The sequence below is a fragment of the Actinacidiphila sp. bgisy167 genome, assembly GCF_965342175.1.
Classification (GTDB): Bacteria; Actinomycetota; Actinomycetes; order Streptomycetales; family Streptomycetaceae; genus Actinacidiphila.
The window spans coordinates 1-16262 of sequence record NZ_CBDRBL010000054.1 but is presented as its reverse complement, the minus strand read 5'-3'; the positions used below and the strand labels follow the sequence as shown (position 1 = coordinate 16262).

At 73.3% G+C, this 16262-nt stretch carries 13 protein-coding genes; 4 read left to right on the top strand and 9 right to left on the bottom strand.

Annotated features, from left to right (window positions below):
- Nucleotides 1-21 precede the first annotated feature (21 nt).
- From mraY to mraZ, 7 genes are all read right to left on the bottom strand, one after another.
- Nucleotides 22-1086 (bottom strand): phospho-N-acetylmuramoyl-pentapeptide-transferase, encoded by a 1065-nt coding sequence (gene mraY / locus ACRWND_RS20290; RefSeq protein WP_431951364.1) that lies wholly within the window; start codon nucleotides 1084-1086, stop codon nucleotides 22-24.
- Complete coding sequence (locus ACRWND_RS20285; protein WP_431951362.1) at nucleotides 1086-2510, bottom strand: UDP-N-acetylmuramoyl-tripeptide--D-alanyl-D-alanine ligase; 1425 nt, start codon at nucleotides 2508-2510, stop codon at nucleotides 1086-1088. Before ACRWND_RS20285 ends, mraY begins: the two co-directional genes overlap by 1 nt.
- Nucleotides 2507-4102 carry a UDP-N-acetylmuramoyl-L-alanyl-D-glutamate--2,6-diaminopimelate ligase gene (locus tag ACRWND_RS20280; RefSeq protein WP_431951360.1) on the bottom strand — a complete coding sequence of 532 codons (1596 nt, stop codon included), beginning with the start codon at nucleotides 4100-4102 and terminating at the stop codon, nucleotides 2507-2509. Before ACRWND_RS20280 ends, ACRWND_RS20285 begins: the two co-directional genes overlap by 4 nt.
- Before the next feature lie 169 nt (nucleotides 4103-4271).
- A complete protein-coding gene (locus ACRWND_RS20275) occupies nucleotides 4272-6242 on the bottom strand; it encodes a peptidoglycan D,D-transpeptidase FtsI family protein (protein WP_431951358.1) in 1971 nt (656 codons plus the stop codon).
- Nucleotides 6243-6759: 517 nt separating this feature from the next.
- On the bottom strand, nucleotides 6760-7215 hold the full coding sequence (locus tag ACRWND_RS20270) for a septum formation initiator family protein (RefSeq protein ID WP_431951356.1): 456 nt from the start codon (nucleotides 7213-7215) through the stop codon (nucleotides 6760-6762).
- Complete coding sequence (gene rsmH / locus ACRWND_RS20265) at nucleotides 7212-8180, bottom strand: 16S rRNA (cytosine(1402)-N(4))-methyltransferase RsmH (protein WP_431951354.1); 969 nt, start codon at nucleotides 8178-8180, stop codon at nucleotides 7212-7214. The genes ACRWND_RS20270 and rsmH overlap by 4 nt, the downstream gene beginning before the upstream one ends.
- A gap of 154 nt (nucleotides 8181-8334) precedes the next feature.
- Nucleotides 8335-8796 carry a division/cell wall cluster transcriptional repressor MraZ gene (mraZ, locus tag ACRWND_RS20260; protein ID WP_431951352.1) on the bottom strand — a complete coding sequence of 154 codons (462 nt, stop codon included), beginning with the start codon at nucleotides 8794-8796 and terminating at the stop codon, nucleotides 8335-8337.
- Between the two features lie 203 nt (nucleotides 8797-8999).
- Between mraZ and ACRWND_RS20255 the strand changes: the two genes are divergently transcribed.
- From ACRWND_RS20255 to ACRWND_RS20240, 4 genes are all read left to right on the top strand, one after another.
- Nucleotides 9000-9539: a beta-class carbonic anhydrase gene (locus ACRWND_RS20255; protein ID WP_431951350.1), complete on the top strand. Its 540-nt coding sequence runs from the start codon at nucleotides 9000-9002 to the stop codon at nucleotides 9537-9539.
- Nucleotides 9540-9647: 108 nt separating this feature from the next.
- Nucleotides 9648-10625, top strand: a complete 978-nt coding sequence (locus ACRWND_RS20250; protein WP_431951348.1) for an AAA family ATPase — start codon at nucleotides 9648-9650, stop codon at nucleotides 10623-10625.
- 34 nt (nucleotides 10626-10659) lie between these two features.
- Nucleotides 10660-12003 carry a DUF58 domain-containing protein gene (locus ACRWND_RS20245; protein ID WP_431951346.1) on the top strand — a complete coding sequence of 448 codons (1344 nt, stop codon included), beginning with the start codon at nucleotides 10660-10662 and terminating at the stop codon, nucleotides 12001-12003.
- On the top strand, nucleotides 12000-14531 hold the full coding sequence (locus ACRWND_RS20240; protein WP_431951344.1) for a transglutaminase TgpA family protein: 2532 nt from the start codon (nucleotides 12000-12002) through the stop codon (nucleotides 14529-14531). Before ACRWND_RS20245 ends, ACRWND_RS20240 begins: the two co-directional genes overlap by 4 nt.
- Before the next feature lie 259 nt (nucleotides 14532-14790).
- On the opposite strand, the gene ACRWND_RS20235 is transcribed toward ACRWND_RS20240, so the two are convergent.
- Together ACRWND_RS20235 and ACRWND_RS20230 are read right to left on the bottom strand one after the other, a co-directional pair.
- Nucleotides 14791-15192 carry a DUF3040 domain-containing protein gene (locus tag ACRWND_RS20235; RefSeq protein ID WP_431951342.1) on the bottom strand — a complete coding sequence of 134 codons (402 nt, stop codon included), beginning with the start codon at nucleotides 15190-15192 and terminating at the stop codon, nucleotides 14791-14793.
- Between the two features lie 236 nt (nucleotides 15193-15428).
- Nucleotides 15429-16199: a methyltransferase domain-containing protein gene (locus tag ACRWND_RS20230; RefSeq protein ID WP_431951340.1), complete on the bottom strand. Its 771-nt coding sequence runs from the start codon at nucleotides 16197-16199 to the stop codon at nucleotides 15429-15431.
- Nucleotides 16200-16262: the final 63 nt, after the last annotated feature.

Genomic DNA, 16262 nt, shown 5'->3' with positions numbered 1-16262 from the left:
GTTCCTGCCCGGGGACCGAGGTCACTGCGCCGCCACCCAGCCCGCGTAGAAGAGACCGAGGCCGACAGCCATGCACATGCCCTGGATGATCCAGAAGCGGACCACGACCAGGACCTCGCTCCAGCCCTTGAGCTCGAAGTGGTGCTGCAGCGGCGCCATGCGGAAGACCCGCTTGCCGGTCAGGCGGAAGGAGCCGACCTGGATCACGACGGAGAGGGTGATCAGGACGAAGAGGCCGCCCAGGATCGCCAGCAGCAGCTCGGTGCGGGAGCAGATGGCCAGGCCGGCCAGGGCACCGCCGAGCGCGAGGGAGCCGGTGTCACCCATGAAGATCTTGGCCGGCGAGGTGTTCCACCACAGGAAGCCGAAGCACGCGCCCATGAGCGCGGCCGCCACGACCGCGAGGTCGAGCGGGTGCGGTACGTCGTAGCAGCCGGGCCCCGCGGTGATGACGTTCGAGCAGGACTGGCCGTACTGCCACACACCGATGACGGTGTAGGAGGCGAAGACCATCACCGAGGCGCCGGTGGCGAGTCCGTCGAGGCCGTCGGTCAGGTTCACGCCGTTCGACATCGCCAGGATCATGAACAGCGCCCATATCACGAAGATCACGGGGCCGAGCGACCAGCCGAAGTCCTGGGTGAAGGAAAGCCGCGTGGAGGCCGGGGTGACGCCGCGGGAGTCGGCGAACTGCAGCGACAGCACGGCGAAGGCGATGCCGACGATGAGCTGGCCGGCCATCTTCGCCTTGGCCCGCAGACCCAGGCTGCGCTGCTTGACGATCTTGATGTAGTCGTCGAGGAAGCCGACCACGCCCAGGCCCGTGAAGAGGAAGAGCACGAGCACGCCGGAGACCGTCGGGCGCTCCGAGGTGATGACCTTGGTGAGCGCGTAGGCGACGAGCGTGGCCAGGATGAAGGCGATGCCGCCCATGGTGGGCGTACCGCGCTTGCTGTGGTGCTCCTTCGGGCCGTCGTCGCGGATGAACTGCCCGTAGCCCTTGCGGGCCAGCAGTTTGATCAGCATCGGGGTGCCGATGAGGGACAGGAACAGCCCGAGCACGCCCGAGACCAGGATCTGGTTCATTACCGAGCGCCCCCGCCCTCGACGCCGTCGAGCAGCGCGAGTGCGACCCGCTCCAGGCCGACCGCTCTCGATGCCTTCACCAGCACGACGTCCCCCGGACGCAGTTCCCTGCGCAACAGGTCGATCGCCGCCTCAGCGTCGGACACGTGCACCGACTCCTCACCCCACGAACCCTCGTTGTAGGCGCCCATTTGCACCCAGGCGGCCGCCTGGCCGCCGACTGCCACGAGCTTGCTGACGTTGAGCCGGACGGCGAGCCGTCCGACAGCGTCGTGCTCCGCGAGGGCCTCCTCGCCGAGCTCCGCCATCTCGCCCAGCACCGCCCACGTGCGTCCCCCGCGTGCCTCGGCGGCACGCCCCATGGCCGCGAGCGCGCGCAGGGCGGCTCGCACGGAATCGGGGTTCGCGTTGTAGGCGTCGTTCACGACCGTCACGCCGTCCGGCCGTTCGACGACCTCCATGCGCCAGCGGGACAGCGTCCCCGCCTCGGAGAGCGCGGTGGCGATCTCGTCGACGGGCATGCCGAGTTCACGGGCTACGGCGGCCGCGGCAAGCGCGTTCGACACGTGGTGCTCACCGTACAGGCGCAAGGTCACTTCCCTGCACCCGGAGGGTGTTGTGAGCGTGAAGACGGCCTGACCTCGGTCGTTGAGACGGACGTTCTCGGCGCGCACATCGGCGTCGGCGGACTCGCCGAACAGTACGACGCGCGCCTTGGTGCGGGATGACATGGCGCGTACGAGGGGATCGTCCGCGTTCAGCACCGCGATGCCGCCTTCGGCGGCCTCCGGCAGCGCCTCGACCAGCTCGCCCTTGGCCTGGGCGATCTGCTCGCGGCCGCCGAACTCGCCGATGTGAGCGGTGCCCACGTTGAGGACGACGCCGATGCGCGGCGGGGTCAGGTCGGTGAGGTAGCGGATGTGGCCGATGCCGCGGGCGCCCATCTCCAGCACCAGGTGCCGCGTGGAGGCGTCGGCGCGCAGCGCGGTCAGGGGCAGGCCGATCTCGTTGTTGAGGGAACCAGGCGTCCAGACGGTGGGAGCCAGCCGCTTGAGCACCTGGGCGGTCAGGTCCTTGGTGCTGGTCTTGCCCGCCGACCCGGTCAGCGCCACAAGGGTGGCGCCGAGCCGTTCGATGACGTGCGCGGCCAGTGCGCCGAGGGCGAGCTGCACGTCGTCCACGACGACCGCGGGGACGCCGACCGGGCGGGAGGCCAGCACGGCCACTGCTCCGGCGGCGACGGCCTGCTCCGCGTAGTCGTGGCCGTCCACGCGCTCGCCCTGGAAGGCGACGAAGAGGCCCCCCGGCGTCACCTTGCGGGAGTCGATCTCCACGGACCCGGTGACGGGCACCGTCGGATCCGATATGTCGTGAATGCTCCCGCCGACCGCTTGGGCGACCTCGGCGAGGGTGAGTGGGATCACAGCTGGTCCTGGTCCTTCTCCTGCGCTGGTGTGGCGGCGGCCCGTTCGATGGCCGCACGCAGCACTTCTCGGTCGTCGAAGGGGCGTACCACTCCGGCGATGTCCTGACCCTGCTCATGGCCCTTGCCGGCCACCAGTACGGTGTCGTCCGGCCGGGCCAGCGCCACGGCGGTCGCGATGGCCGCCGCCCGGTCGGGTTCGACGACGACATGGCCCCGTTCGTGCGCGGGCACCCCGGCCGCCCCGGCCAGCATCGCGGTGAGGATCGCGAGCGGGTCCTCGGAGCGGGGGTTGTCGGAGGTCAGCACGGCCGTGTCGGCCAGCCGTGCCGCGGCGGCGCCCATCGGGCCGCGTTTGGTCTGGTCGCGGTCCCCGCCGCAGCCGAGGACGATGTGCAGGCTGCCCTTGGTGACCTTGCGCAGGGCCCGCAGCACCGATTCCACCGCGTCGGTCTTGTGGGCGTAGTCCACGACCGCGAGGTACGGCTGTCCCGCGTCGACGCGCTCCAGCCGGCCCGGCACACCAGGGATGGCGGCGACGCCCTGGGCGGCCGTCTGCGGGTCGATCCCGGCCACCGCCAGGGCGGTGATCGCGGCGAGCGCGTTGGCGACGTTGAAGGGCCCCGGAAGGGGCGAGGCGGCCTCGATCCGCACGCCGCCCGGGCCCACCACGGTGAAGGTGGAGCGCTGCGGCCCCGTCACGACGTGCTCGGCGCGCCAGTCGGCCTCCGGCCGGCCGTCGGTCGAGAAGGTGGTGACCGGTACCTGGGCCTCGCGCGCCAGGCGGCGGCCGTACTCGTCGTCGATGTTGACCACCCCGGCCCTGCTGCGGCGCGGGGTGAACAGCTGCGCCTTGGCCTGGAAGTAGTCCTCCATGCCCGAGTGGAACTCCATGTGCTCGGGACTGAGGTTGTTGAAGACGGCGACGTCGAAGACCGCGCCGTCGACCCGGCCCAGCACCAGCGCGTGGCTGGAGACCTCCATGACCAGGGCCTCGATCCGGCGCTCGCGCATCACCGCGAAGAGCGCCTGCAGGTCCGTGGCCTCGGGCGTCGTCCGCTCGCTCTTGAGCCGCTCGTCGCCGATCCGGGACTCGACCGTGCCGATCAGTCCCGTCCTGGCCTCGTGGACGGCCCTCAGACCGCCCTCGATGAGGTAGGCGGTGGTGGTCTTGCCGGACGTGCCGGTGATGCCGATCTGCAGCAGGCCCTCGCCCGGGCGGCCGTAGATCTCGGCGGCCAGGTCGCCCATCCGGGAACGGGGGTCCTCGACCGTCAGCACCGGCAGGCCGGTGGCGGCGGCGCGCTCGGCGCCCGCGGGGTCGGTGAGGATCGCCGCGGCCCCCAGCTCGGCCGCCTGCTGCGCGAAGTCGGCGCCGTGGAAGCGGGCGCCGGGCAGCGCGGCGTACAGGTCACCGGGACGGACGGCACGCGAGTCGTGTGTGATCCCGGTGACCGCGGCGGCACCGGCAGCGGGCGGCTGCCCGCCCAGCCGCGCGGCCAGCTCCGCGAGCGGTACGGGCCGGACCTGGGTGGGACGGGGTGCGCCCGGCCGCCTGCGCTCAGGGCCGGGGGACTGATCGGCGAGTGACACGGCGGTGAGATTACCCGCCGGTCCGGGCTCCCGGCCAAAAGCCCGTCGCCAGGCGCCCGGCCTGCCGCTTCCCTCCGTACGTTCCGCGTCCGCGGGGCTACCTTCCGTGCCCGCCGCTGCGGGGTCATGTCCGTTCACGGCCGCCGTTCCTTCCTCCCCGGCTCGCCGCTCACGGCTTGGCGGGGTCCCACTCGACCGGCAGGTTCGGTGTCTTGGCTCCGCTCGGCGCCACCTGCAGGGACTTCAGGGCGAACTCCATGACCCGCTTGAACACCGGGCCGCAGATCTGCCCACCGAAATAACTGCCGCGGGTCGGGTTCTGGATCACACACGAGACGGTCAGTCGCGGGTTGTCGGCGGGAGCGAACCCCATGAAGGAGGCCGTGTACCCACTGTAGGTGCCCGTTTCCGGGTCCACCCGGTTGGCCGTGCCGGTCTTGCCCGCCACGCGGTACCCCGCGATCCGGGCCTTGGTGCCGGTGCCCTGCTCGTCGCCGACCACCGACTCCAGCATGGTGGAGAGCGTCTTGGCGGTCTTCGTGCTGACCACCCGGGTCCGGGCCGGCTCCGGGGACGGGACGAAGCGGCCGTCCGGGCCGGTCGTGCCGCGTACCAGGCTCGGCGCGACCCGTACCCCGCCGTTGGCGATCGTCGAATACACCGAGGTGGCCTGAAGCGCGTTGACCGACAGGCCCTGCCCGAAGGGGATGGTGTACTGCTGGGACGCGTTCCACCGCTCCGGCTTCGCCAGGATGCCGGGTGTCTCGCCGGGGAAACCCGTCCCCGTGGATTGTCCGATGCCGAATTTCCGCAGATATGAGTACAGGACGCGGTTGGCCTGCTTCTGGTTCTCGCCGAGCTGCTCGGTGGCCAGGATCGTGCCGATGTTGCTGGACTTGGCGAGCACGCCGTTCAGGGTCAGGTGCCAGGTGCCGTGGTCCACATCGTCGTGGAAGACGCGGTCGGCGCGCGGCAGGGTGCCGGGCACCGTCACGTGGGTTTCGGGGGTGGCCACACCCTCGTCGATGACCGCCGCCATCGACATCAGCTTGCTGACACTCCCGGGCTCGTACGCGTCCTGCAGGGCGGCGTTGCCGAGCGCGGTGGGGTCGGCACGGCCCAGGTCGTTGGGGTCAAAGCCGGGGGCGTTGGCCATGGCGAGCACCTGGCCGGTGCGGGTGTCCTGGACGATCACGTAGCCGCGGTCGGCGTCGGACGCCTGCACCTGCCGGGTGATCGCCCGCTGGGCGGCCCACTGGATGTCCCGGTCCAGCGTCAGCTGCACGTCGGTGCCGGGCTCCGCGGCGCGCTCCTGCACGCTGGCCGTCGGCACGCGGCGGCCGTTGGACTGGGCGTAGGTGAGGGTGCCGTCCTTCCCCGCGAGCTCCTTGTCCAGACGGCTCTCGAGGCCGCCGCCGCCCGCCCCGTCGGCGTTCACCCAGCCGATCAGGCCGGCCGCGAGGTCGTGTGCGGGGTAGACGCGCTTGGCGTGCCGGAGCCGGAAGATCCCGGCGAGGAAGTTGCCGTCGTCGCCCTTCCCGGCCCGGTCCTCGAGCGCGCGCTGCAGGTCCTTGATCTGGTTCCAGACCTGCGGCGGTTGCTGGCGGGCGATGATCTCGTTGCGTGACGCCGGGTAGTTGGCGAGCTGCCGGGCGATCTTCTTCTCGTCCCCGTCGACGATCGGCGCGAGCAGCTCGGCGGCGCGCGCCGGGGCGTCCTCGACCTTCGCGTACTCGGGGGTGAAGAGCATCGGGTCGGCCGTGATGTCGTACGCGTCCACGGTGGTGGCCAGGTCGACGCCGTTGCGGTCGGTGATCGTGCCGCGCTCCGCGGCGAGGGTCACCTTGACGTTGCGGTTGGCCTCGGCCTTGGCCGCGTACGTCGCGGCGTCCACGGCCTGCACCTGGAAGAGCCGGATCACGAAGGTCAGCATCACCAGGGTCAGCCCGACGCTGACCAGCCGCAGGCGGGGACGCGGCCGGCCCAGCCGCAGCAGCGGGGCACCGGCCGCGGTGACCGGGCGCGGGCTCCTGCGCCGCGGCGGCGCGGCCGCGCGGCCGGACCGGTCCCGGGCGGCCCTGGCGTCGCGGGCTCCCGCGCCGGCCGGCCTGCGCGCGCCGGGAGTGCGTCCGTGCGTCACGCCGGCGCCTGATCCCTCCGAGCGGGGGGTGGACCTGCGAGCGCCTGCGGCGCGGCCCGGCTCGCGGGCGGCGCGGGGGGGCTCGTCGCGTGTCCGGGCGGTGCGGGCGGCGGGCCTGCGCGGTCCGGCCTGCTGACCGGGCGCCGTCCTGCGGCGGGGCTCACCGGCCTCGCCGCCGCGTGCGACCGCTCCGGCGTCGCCTTCCCGTCCGCGGGGCACCTGCCGGCGCCGGGGCGCGGCTCCGCCGCCGTCGCCGCGCTCGCCGCGGGCCTGGGCGTCGCGCCCGGTGCGGCCGGCGCCCCTGTCGCGGGCCGCGCCTCTGTCCCGGGCGGCGCCTTTGTCGCGGGCGCTGTCACGGGCGGCGCCTTTGTCGCGGTCGGCCCCGGGGGCCCGGTCCCGCCGCTCGCCCCGCTCGCGCGGCGGCTCCCCGTCTCGGGTCACCACGCCCTGGCACCTTCCCGGCCGGCCGGGCGGGCGGAGCGGGGCGGACGGGGGGCACGGGGCCCCGCAGCTGCGGTCACGGGGTCTCCTTCGGGCTCGTGCTGGGCGTGAGGGAGGGTGTCGGTCCCAGGGAGGCGGCGGGTGTCGGTCCCAGGGAGGCGGCCGCGGAGCCGCTGGGCCTGACGGTGGCCGGCGCCGTGCTCGGGCTGGGAGCCGGCACGTACGGCGCGGCGCCGGGGCTGCCGAGGACGGTGCCGTCCGGGGCGAGGAAGGCCGGGTTGCCGCCGGGGACCATGCCCAGCTCGCGGGCCTGCTCGTCCAGCGCGTCCGGCTCCGCGTAGCGGTCGACCTCCTGCTGCAGCGCCTGCTCCTCGTCGGTGTACTGGGTGGTCTTCCTCTGCAGGTCGCTGAGCTTGAAGGAGTCCCGGTTGACCGCCGAGTTCAGCAGCAGCAGGGTGATCAGGCCGCCGCCCAGCAGCAGCACGATCAGCAGGACGAAGGGCGAGCGTGCCGCCGAGCTGCGCCGCCTCACGCCAGGGCCTCGCGGATCCGCTGGGCGCCGCGCAGGCGGGCGGGGGCGGCCCGGCGGTTGGCGGCGATCTCCTCCTCCGTGGGCAGTTCGGCGCCGCGTGTGAGGAGCTTGAGGCGCGGCTGGTACTGCTCCGGCACGACCGGCAGCCCGGGCGGTGCGGTGGTGGCGGCGCCGGCCGCGAAGACGCCCTTGACGAGGCGGTCCTCCAGGGAGTGGTACGAGAGCACGGCGATCCGGCCGCCCACGGCGAGCGCGGCGACGGCCGCCGGGATGGCCCGCTCGAGCACCGTCAGCTCCCCGTTGACCTCGATGCGCAGCGCCTGGAAGGTGCGTTTGGCCGGGTTGCCGCCGGTCCGCTTGGCGGCCTGCGGCAGCGCCTCGCGGATCAGCTCGACCAGTCGGGCGCTGGTGGTGAAGGGCTCGCGGGCCCGCTCCCGGACGATCGCCTCCACGATCTTCCGGGCGAACTTCTCCTCACCGTAGTCGCGCAGCACGCGCACCAGCTCGCCCGGCGGGTAGGTGTTGAGGACCTCGGCGGCGCTGATGCCCGCGGTCTGGTTCATGCGCATGTCCAGCGGCGCGTCCTGGGCGTAGGCGAAGCCGCGGTCGGCCTCGTCCAGCTGCATGGAGGAGACGCCGAGGTCGAACAGGACGCCCTGCACCTTGGGGACGCCGAGCCGCCGCAGCACCTCGGGGATCTCGTCGTAGACCGCGTGCACGAGGGTGGCCCGGTCCCCGTAGGGCGCGAGCCGCTCACCGGCCAGCTCGAGTGCGGCGGGGTCGCGGTCGACGGCGACCAGCCGGACTTCGGGGAAGCGCCGCAGCAGGGCCTCGCTGTGTCCGCCGAGGCCGAGGGTGGCGTCCACGACCACGGCGCCCGGCGTGCCGATGGCGGGGGCCAGCATGTCCAGGCAGCGGTCCAGCATGACCGGGACGTGGCGTGGCTCGGACGGGGTGGTGCTCATGAAGCCCTTCTCATCTGTCGCGGGGACGTACCACTGGGTCCCCGCCCGCTCGCGGGCGGCCGTCTGGCACCGGGGAAGGAGCGCCAGCGGACCGGGAGCGGGAGGAGGCCGAGCGTCACGTACTCGTACGTGAGTCATCAGGCTACGGGCGGGGTCACAGTAAGCCGGGAGGCACCTCCTGGGACAGCGCCGAAAAGGCGTCTTCCTGACCCGCCAGATAGTCCTCCCAGGCCGCCGCGTCCCACACCTCCACCCGGGTGTTGGCGCCGATCACCGCGCAGTCGCGGCGCAGTCCGGCGTAGTCGCGCAGGGGGTGCGGGAGGGTGACCCGGCCCTGTCTGTCGGGGACCTCGTCATGGGCGCCGGCGAAGAGCACCCGCATGTAGTCGCGCGCCGCCTTGGAGGTGAGCGGGGCGCGGCGGAGCTCCTCGGTGACGGCCCGGAAGCCCTCGCCCGGCCATACGTACAGGCAGCGCTCCTGCCCCTTGGTGATGACCAGGCCGTCCGCGAGCTGCTCGCGGAACTTCGCGGGCAGGACCAGCCGGCTCTTGTCGTCCAGCCGCGGCGCGTACGTCCCGAGGAACATCCGCACCTCCCGCGCTCGGCTGTGACCCACTTCGCGCCACTTTACTCCACCCTCCCCCACGGTCAACGAGGTTCGGGGGCGCCCGCGGCGTCTCCAGGAGAGCCGGCACCCGAATCACCCGCACGGGCGAGCTCGCGCGACGCCTGTGGGTTACCTCACAGGGCACCGGTTTGACCAGGATTCGCCGGCCGTTCCGGCGGGTCGGAGGAGACCGCGCCCTCTACGGTCGTGTCATGTCGACAAACGCCCACCACTCCGCGACTCCCCCCACCGGCACGGCGTCCGTCACCGACCGGCTGGTCGAGGCGAACCGGCGCTACGCGGAGCAGTTCCGCGATCCCGGCATGGACGCGCACCCCGTGCTCAAGGTGGCCGTGGTCGCCTGCATGGACGCCCGACTCGACCTGCACATGGCACTGGGGCTGGAGCTCGGCGACTGCCACACCATCCGCAACGCCGGAGGCGTGGTCACCGACGACACCATCCGCTCGCTGACCATCAGCCAGCGCGCCCTCGGCACCCGCTCGGTCGTGCTGATCCACCACACCGGCTGCGGCCTGGAGTCGCTGACCGAGGAGTTCCGCACCGAGCTGGAGCAGGAGGTGGGCCAGCGTCCCACCTGGGCGGTGGAGTCCTTCCGCGACGTGGACCAGGACGTGCGGCAGTCGATGCAGCGGGTCCGGACGTCCCCGTTTCTGGCCCACACCGACGACGTGCGGGGGTTCGTGTTCGACGTGCACACCGGATTGCTGCGCGAAATCACGAACGAGTAACGGAAGCGGAGTGACGAAGGGCCTGGTGGAAGGAGAGAATGCTCCGTATAACGGGGAGGGCCGGTCCGGGGATGACCGCGTCCTGAGGAACGGGCCGAGGAGAACCGGGTGACGACCTATGACGCACAAGCGAGCCTCAGTGATCTGACCGCCACGGCGGACCGCGTACGCCGGTCGGTGGAGAACGTGATCGAGGGCAAGCCCGAGGTCGTACGGATCGCGCTGACGGTACTGCTCGCCGAGGGACACCTGCTGATCGAGGACGTCCCCGGCGTCGGCAAGACGATGCTCTCCAAGGCGCTGGCCCGGTCGATCGACTGTTCGGTGCGGCGCATCCAGTTCACTCCGGACCTGCTGCCGTCGGACATCACCGGGGTCAGCGTCTTCGACCAGCAGCGCCGCGACTTCGAGTTCAAGCCGGGCGCGGTCTTCGCCCAGATCGTCGTGGGCGACGAGATCAACCGCGCGTCGCCGAAGACGCAGTCCGCGCTGCTGGAGTCGATGGAGGAGCGGCAGGTCACCATCGACGGCAGCACCTACCCGCTGCCGAGCCCCTTCATGGTCATCGCCACCCAGAACCCGGTGGAGATGGAGGGCACGTATCCGCTGCCGGAGGCGCAGCGGGACCGCTTCATGGCGAGGGTCTCCATCGGCTACCCCAGCATGGAGGCCGAGTTGCAGATGCTCGACGTGCACGCGGGCGTCAGCCCGCTGGACGACCTGCAGCCGGTCGCACACGCGCACGAGATCGTCAAGCTGGTCGAGGCGGTACGGACGGTGCACGTGTCCGCGGCCGTGCGGCACTACGCGGTGAGCCTGGTCTCGGCCACCCGGGACCACCCGGACCTGAGGCTCGGCGCCTCCCCGCGTGCCACGCTGCACCTGGTGCGCGCGGCACGCGCGACAGCGGCCCTGGACGGCCGTGACTTCGTGCTCCCCGACGACGTCCAGTCGTTGGCCGCGGCCGTGCTGGCGCACCGTCTGCTGCCGACCGCGCAGGCCCAGTTGAACCGGCGCACCCCGGAGCAGGTTGTCGCGGAGATCGTGCAGCGCACCCCGGTCCCCGACCCGTACGGCAGCCGATGACCCGGACCGCGGACGGGGGCGCTGGAGGTGCCGCGTGACCGAGCGTGAAAGCGGCTTCCGGGCCGCCCTGGGGGGCCTCACCACGCGGGGCCGTTCGTTCCTCGCCGCGGGGATCGCGGCGACCGCCTGCGCCTACGTGCTGGGGCAGTCGGACCTGCTGCGGGTGGGCCTGCTGCTGGCCGTGCTGCCGCTGGTGTGCGTGGCGGTCCTGTACCGCACCCGGTACCGCGTCGCGGGCAGCCGCCGGCTGTCGCCCTCGCGTGTGCCGGCGGCTTCCGAAGCGCGGGTGCACCTGAGGGTGGACAACGTGTCGCGGCTGCCCACCGGACTGCTGATGCTGCAGGACCGGGTGCCGTACGTGCTGGGGCCCCGGCCCCGCTTCATCCTGGACAGGGTCGAGCCCGGGGGGCACCGCGAGGTGTCCTACCGGGTCCGCTCCGACCTGCGCGGCCGCTATCCGCTGGGCCCGCTGCAACTGCGGCTGACCGACCCCTTCGGCCTCTGCGAGCTGACCCGCGCCTTCAGCGCGTACGACACCCTGACCGTGGTGCCCCGGGTGGAGCCGCTTCCGCCGGTCAGGCTCGGGGGCGACTCCTCCGGCTACGGGGAGAGCCGCACCCGGGCGCTGGCCCTGGCGGGCGAGGACGATGTGATCCCGCGCGGCTACCGCCACGGCGACGACCTGCGCCGTGTGCACTGGCGCTCGACCGCCAAGTACGGCGAGCTCATGGTGCGGCGCGAGGAGCAGCCGCACCGCGCCCGGTGCACGGTGCTGCTGGACACCCGGGCCGGGGCGTACTTCGGCGCCGGGCCGGACTCGGCCTTCGAGTGGGCGGTGTCCGGGGCGGCGTCGGTGGCCGTGCACATGCTGGAGCGCGGGTACTCCGTGCGGCTGCTCACCGACACCGGAAGCACGGTGCCCGGGGCGGAGGGCTTCGGCGGCGCCGACTCCTCGGACACGGCCGGCGCCCTGCTGGACACTTTGGCCGTGGTCGACCACTCGGACGGCGCAGGGCTCTCCCGTGCGCTCGACGTGCTGCGCAAGGGCACCGAGGGCCTGCTGGTGGCCTTCTTCGGCGACCTGGACGAGGAGCAGGCCGCGATGGCGGGGCGGATGCGGCAGCGGGCGGGGGCGGCCGTCGCCTTCGTGCTGGACAGCGCGGCATGGGGGGCCCTGGACGAGGAAGGGGCGGTTCGGAGCCAGGCCGTACGCGAGGACACCGCCTCGAATCCGCCCGAGGCCGCCTCGGCCCGCGTCGTGCGGACGCTGCACGAGGCGGGCTGGACGGTGCTCCCGGCTGCCGCCGGCGACGGACTGCCGGACCTGTGGCGGCGCGCCGACCGGCACCGGTCTCGCGAGGAGGCGGGGACACGATGATGAGCGGACGGGGCCGGCTCGCGCTCTGCGCGGCGGCGGCGACCCTGATGACCGCCTGCTCGCTGCTGCCGCTGGCGGCGCCGGACTCCTGGATCCTCCTGGCCGTCCTCCTGGTGCTGCTGCAGACCTGGGTGGGGGCGCTGACCCGGCGGATGCCGCTGGCCCGGCCGCTGACGGTGCTCGCGCAGGCGGTGTTCTCGCTGCTGGTGCTCACCTTGCTGTTCGCGAGGGAGCAGGCCCTGTTCGGGTTCCTGCCCGGGCCCGCCGCATACACCCGGTTCGGCGACCTGCTGACGGCCGCGACGCAGGACGTGACCCAGTTCGCGATTCCGGCCCCGGTGACGCCGGGCATCCGGCTGCTGCTGCTCGGCGGGGTGCTGCTGATCGGGCTGGCCGTGGACGCTCTGGCGGTGACGTACGGCAGCGCGGCCCCCGCCGGGCTGCCGCTGCTGGCCCTCTACACGATCGCGGCGGCCCTGGCGAGGGGGGACGGCACCCGATGGCCGTACTTCCTCATGGCAGCCGTCGGCTATCTGCTGCTCCTGCTGGCCGAGGGCCGCGACCGGATCTCCCGCTGGGGCCGGGTCTTCGGCGGCGCCGGCTCCGGGGCGCGCGCCGGTCACGGAGGAGCGGCGGCCCCGGTCCGTACCGGGCGCCGCATCGGGGCCGTGGCGCTCGGCATCGCCTTGGTCGCGCCGGCCGCGCTGCCCTCCATGGGCGTGGGGTTGCTGCCGACAGGGGGTTCCGGCGCGGGCAGCGGGCGCGGCGGCGGCACGATCTCCGCTGTCAACCCCGTCGTCGCGCTCCAGGACAACCTCAACCAGCCCGACAACCGGGTGGTGCTCCGCTACCGGACGAACGCCGCCTCCAATGCGGACATGTACCTGCGGATCGTGGCGCTCGACCGCTTCACGGGCGACAAGTGGGAGCCCGCCCAGCGCGCCCTGACCAGTCTGTCCGAGGAGCTGCCCGCCCCGCAGGGGCTCGCCCCCACCGTGAAGGCGACGGAGGTCGCCACCGCGGTCGCGGCGGACAAGAGCTACGTCCAGACGTGGCTGCCGCTGCCGTACCCGGCCACCCGGGTGCAGGTCGACGGGCGCTGGCGCTACGAGCCCATGGGCCGCACCGTCATCGGTGACCGGGGGCAGACCACCTCCGGCACCCGGTACCAGGTCGACAGTCTGGACATCGAGCCCACGGCGCGGCAGCTGGCGAGCGCCCCTCCTGCCGACGCCCAGATGCGGGCCGAGTACACGAAGGTACCGGCCTTGCTGCCCAAGGTGGTGGAGCGCACGGCCCGGGACGTCACCGAGGACGCGGACAACGACTACGAGCGGGCCGTCGCACTGCAGCGGTGGTTCACCTCCGGCGACTTCTCGTACGACACCTCGGTGCACTCCGGCACCGGCGTCCAGGCGATCACCCGCTTCCTGGAGGAGAAGAAGGGGTTCTGCATCCACTTCGCCTTCACCATGGCGGCGATGGCGCGGACCCTCGGCATTCCGGCGCGGGTGGCGGTCGGTTTCACTCCGGGCACCGCGGAGTCGGACGGCACGCACGCGGTGGGGCTGAACGACGCGCACGCCTGGCCCGAGCTGTACTTCGAGGGTGTCGGCTGGACACGGTTCGAGCCCACGCCCGATCGCGGCACCGAGCCCAGCTACACCCGGGAGGAGGTCACCTCCGACAGCGGGCCCTCGGCGCCGGACACCCCGGAGCGGCCCGCCGCGGGCGCAGCGGAGACCGCCCCGACGGCCACCCCGACCTGCACGGGCAGGGACGCCCAGCTCGGCAACTGCGACCTCGCGGGGCAGGTCTCGGGCGCCGGCGCAGAGGACAAGTCACTGATCCCCCGGATCTTCTCGTCGGCGCTGCTCCTCCTGGCCTGGGCCGTGGTGCCGCTCATGGTGCTCGTCCTGCTGCTGCCGCTGCTCCTGCGGCGCAGGCAGCGCTTCCAGCGCCTGCGGGGCGGCCAGGACCCGGTTGCCCTGGCCGCGTGGCTGGAGCTCACCGGAGGCGGTCGTGACGCGGCGGGGGACGACGCGGAAGGGCGGAGCGGCGCTTCCCCGACCCGCGCGGAGCGGCACGCCCTGGGCGCCCAGGACGGCGCCCGGACCCTGGCGGCCTGGCTGGAGCTGATCGACACCGCGTGGGACTACGGGCTGCGGCCCGACGAGTCAGAGACCCCGCGTCGGGTCGCGGGACGCCTCATCCACGACGGCGGCCTGGAAGGGCCCGCGGCGGAGGCGGCGCAGCGCCTGGCCACCGCCGTGGAGCAGGCCCTTTTCTCTCCGCGGCCGCCGAGCACCGCGGGTTCGGCGGGGGACGTCCGGCTGGTGCGGGAGGGGCTGCGCGGGAAGGCGGACGTCATGACGCGGATTCGCGCCGTGGTGCTGCCGCGCTCCACGATCCGGGTCGTCTGGCGGTCCGCGGAGCGCTACTCCGCGGCCTCGGCCCGCCTCTCGGCCCGGCTGCGGGGTGCAGGCGACGCCGTCATGCGTCCACTGCGGCGGCGCCGCACTTCCTGAAGGGACGGCCGTACTTCCTGAAGGGACGGCCGGCCGGGTGCCCGGCCCGCGCGCGGGCCGCTCGCCGTGCGCGGCACCGATACCGGCCCTCCGCAGTACCCACGCGTAGGGCGTTCGCGGTACGCGCTTACGCCGCATGACGGAGCCCGTACGGCGACGGAACGGCGACCGACGGCGATCGGATGGGGACGCGGCGCGGACATGGCGAAGGGGGCGGGGTTCCGCCGGAACCCCGCCCCCTTGCTTCTGCGTCTGTGTGTCAGCGGCCCTGTTCGTCGCGGCGCCGCTGCCAGCGCTCCTCGATGCGGTCCATCATCTTGCGCCGCGGCTGACCGCCCCGGCCGCGGCCTGCGGCCCCCGGCTGGGAGTGCCCGGTGGCAGCGCCGGGTTTGGCGGCTCGGCGCCAGCCGGCGACCGCGAGAACGGCACAACCGAGCATCACGAGGAAGCCCACGACGCTGATCCAGGGCTGCTGGGCGATCATGCCGCCCATCAGCAGCCCGATGCCCACCAGGAAGCCCGCCACAGCCAGGTAGACGCGCCGCCTGGTGTAGGTGCGCAGCCCGCTTCCCTCAAGCGCCGACGCGAACTTGGGATCTTCGGCGTACAGCGCTCGCTCCATCTGCTCGAGCATGCGCTGCTCGTGCTCCGAGAGCGGCACGGAGTCCTCCTCCTCGTCGGTCGCGGGGGAGCGACCGGTACGACCCTTCCAGGATAGGCAGGGAATCGCCCCCGTGAAACCCGCCCCACTACGCCAATCCGACGGGGGGTGTTTTCCCCGTCGAACGCCACGTCATGCCAGCATACGGCCCTGAAGCGGGAATCGGGGGGCCTGTGACGGACTCCTCCCGCCGGGTGACCGGAAGAGGCGGGGGTGGCCTCGCCCCGGGCGCGGGCTCAGCCGCGCTCGGCCAGCACGTGCAACTGAGTCGCCACGGCATGGAAGGCGGGCTGCTCGGCGGCGGCCAGTTCCAGCCTCAGGAGGGCGTCCTTCGCGCCCGGTTCGGCGTCCACCAGGACGCCGGGGACCAGGTCGGAGAAGACGCGGACGCCGTGCACCGAACCGACCCGCAGCCCGGCGTCGGCGACCAGGGCCGTGAGCTCCTCGGCCGTGAAGCGGCGGGGCACCGGATCCCCGTCGCCCCAGCGGCCGTCAGGGTCGTCCAGGGTGTGCCGAGCCTCACCGAAGTGGCCGGCGAGCGCCCGGGCGAGCACCGCTCCGTGGCGGCTGGCGGCGAGCAGGCTGAGCGCTCCGGCTGAGCGCAGGGTGCCGGCGGCGTTGCGCACGCCCTCGGCCGGGTCGTCCACGTACTCCAGCACACCGTGGCAGAGCACGACGTCGTGGCTGCCGGCCGGCACGACGTCGAGCAGCCCGTGGGCGTCGCCCTGCACCCCGCGCACTCGATCGGTGACGCCCGCCTCCGCCGCACGGCGTTCCAGCGCGAAGAGCGCGTCGGGGCTCGGATCGACCACCGTCACCCGGTGGCCCAGACTGGCCACGGGCACCGCGAAGTTGCCGGTGCCGCCACCGGTGTCGAGCACGTCGAGGACGTCCCGTCCGGCGGCCTTGGCCTGCCGGTCCAGCGCATCGCGCAGGACCTCCCAGACCACGGCGGTACGCAGGGCTGCGCGGGGCCGCAGCGGTTCGGCCCCTCCTGGACGGGACATGCGGGCGGCTCCTCGCGGACGGACGGGGCGTGCAGGGACCGGTCGGCCCAGCCTGGCACCCAC

Excerpts from the sequence above, each read along its gene's own strand:
- ACRWND_RS20255 (WP_431951350.1), top strand. The coding sequence starts at position 9,000 with ATGTCGACAAACGCCCACCACTCCGCGACTCCCCCCACCGGCACGGCG.
- mraY (WP_431951364.1), bottom strand. The coding sequence starts at position 1,086 with ATGAACCAGATCCTGGTCTCGGGCGTGCTCGGGCTGTTCCTGTCCCTC.
- ACRWND_RS20230 (WP_431951340.1), bottom strand. The coding sequence starts at position 16,199 with ATGTCCCGTCCAGGAGGGGCCGAACCGCTGCGGCCCCGCGCAGCCCTG.
- rsmH (WP_431951354.1), bottom strand. The coding sequence starts at position 8,180 with ATGAGCACCACCCCGTCCGAGCCACGCCACGTCCCGGTCATGCTGGAC.
- ACRWND_RS20240 (WP_431951344.1), top strand. The coding sequence starts at position 12,000 with ATGATGAGCGGACGGGGCCGGCTCGCGCTCTGCGCGGCGGCGGCGACC.